This is a genomic window from Streptomyces sp. NPDC088246 (assembly GCF_044741025.1).
In the GTDB taxonomy this organism is placed as follows: domain Bacteria; phylum Actinomycetota; class Actinomycetes; order Streptomycetales; family Streptomycetaceae; genus Streptomyces.
Genome location: NZ_JBIURV010000159.1, coordinates 1 through 2052 on the forward strand (window position 1 = coordinate 1; position 2052 = coordinate 2052).

Below are 2052 nucleotides of genomic sequence, written 5' to 3' on the forward strand. Positions count from 1 at the left end.
CCGATTCGCCCGAACATTCAACTGACCGTACGTCAGCTCGACATCGCCACAGACAAGCGCGACCGCATCCGGCGTCGCCGCCACCTGCACCGCGAACGCCTGCGGCACCGGGACGGCGCCCACCTCGCGGGCGGTCGCGTTGCCACTCTCCAGGAGTCGGCGACGCTCACCGGCGTCGAGGAGGTCGATCTCCCCGATCGGCCGCTCCGGGTCGGCGGTGACCGCCTCCAGCAGGAGCGTCCAGCGCCGGGCGAGGGCGGCGACCGTATCCCGGTCGAACAGGTCGGTTGCGTACTCCACAGCGCCGACGATCCCGGCCGGCCTTCCGTCCGGCCCGAACCGTTCGGCGAGGTTCACACCGAGGTCGAACTTGGCGGTTCCGGTGGGCACTGCGTAGGTGGCGACGTCCAGGCCGGGCAGCGAGAAGCGGCCCATCGGAGCATTCTGCACGGCCAAGACGGTCTGGAACAGTGGGTGGTGGGACAGCGACCGGGACGGGTTCAGCACCTCCACCAGGTGCTCGAACGGCACATCCTGATGCGCGAACGCCGACAGCGCCGTCTCCCGCACCCGCCCCAGCAACTCGGCGAAACTCGGATCACCGCTCGTGTCCGTGCGCAGCACCAGCGTGTTCACGAAGAACCCGACCAGATCGTCCAGCGCCTCGTCCGTGCGCCCCGCGATCGGACTGCCGATCGGGATGTCCGTCCCCGCACCCAACCGCGTGTACAACGCGGCAAGGCCCGCCTGAAGCACCATGAACAGACTGGTGCCGGTGCGCCGCGCCAACTCCGCCAGAGCCGCATGCAGTTCGGGACTCAGCTCCAGGCCGACCTGGTCTCCGTGCCAGCGGGCGACGGCCGGCCGCGACCGGTCGGCGGGCACCTGGAGAAGCTCCGGCAGGTCGGACAACTGCCGCTTCCAATAACTGAGTTGTTCGGCGAATCGACTCTCCGGATCGGTGGCGTCACCGAGCAGGTCGCGCTGCCACAGCGTGTAGTCGGCGTATTGCACCGGCAGGACCGGCCAGCTCGGTGTGCGACCCTCGTGCCGAGCGGCGTAGGCCGCGGCGAGGTCGCGGGCCAGCGGGCCGGTGGACCAGCCGTCACCGGCGATGTGGTGCATCACCACCAGCAGCACATGCTCCTGCGGTGCGAGCGCGAACAGCTCCGCCCGCAAAGGCAGTTCCACCGCCAGGTCGAAAGGCTGCCGGGCGAACTCGGCGAGCCGCTCCGGCAGTTCGGCCTCCGACACCTCGGTCAACCGCACCCGGGGCCGGGTCGCACCTGGATCCAGGACACGCTGGCACGGTACGCCGTCGACCTCCGGGAACACCGTCCGCAGGCTCTCGTGCCGGGCCACCACGTCGGCGAGCGCCTCGTTCAGCGCCGCTGTGTCCAGCGTCCCGGTCAGCCGAAGCGCCAGCGGAATGTGGTAGGTCGCGGCGGTGCCGTCCATGCGGTGCAGGAACCAGAGCCGGCGCTGGGCGAAAGAAAGCGGTACCGCTTCCGGCCGCACGTGCGCCATCAGCGCCGGGCGGGCGCGCCCGGCCTCGGCCAACGCTTCGGCCACTCCCGCCGCAGTGGGCGCCTGGAAGAGCGCGCGCAACCCCAGCTCCACGCCGAGCACCGAGCGAATCCGTGCGACCAGCCGGGTGGCGAGCAGGGAGTGCCCGCCCAGGTCGAAGAAGTCGTCGTCGACCCCGACCCTCGACGCGCCCAGCACCTCGGCGAACAACTCGCACAGGATCTGCTCCTGCGGCGTGCGCGGCGCGCGGCTGCTCCCGACGGTCCCCGGTTCGGGCGCGGGCAGCGCTGCACGGTCCAGCTTCCCGTTCGCCGTCAGCGGCAGCACATCCAGCAGCACGAACGCCGACGGCACCAGGTAGTCCGGCACGCGGTCGCGCAGATACGCCGTCAGCTCCGACGGCCGTACAACAGCGTCGGGACGCGCTGCCACGTAGCCGACGAGCCGGTCGTCCTGTGCGAGGACGGCGGCATGGGCGACTGCGGAGTGCTCGGCCAGGGCTGCCTCGATCTCGCCGAGCTCGAT

The 2052-nt window shown here is 71.0% G+C and carries 1 protein-coding gene; it reads right to left on the reverse strand.

The window, feature by feature from the left end; genetic code table 11:
- On the reverse strand, nt 1-2052 hold a 2052-nt coding region (locus ACIPEK_RS46555; protein WP_402009091.1), incomplete at both ends, for a condensation domain-containing protein.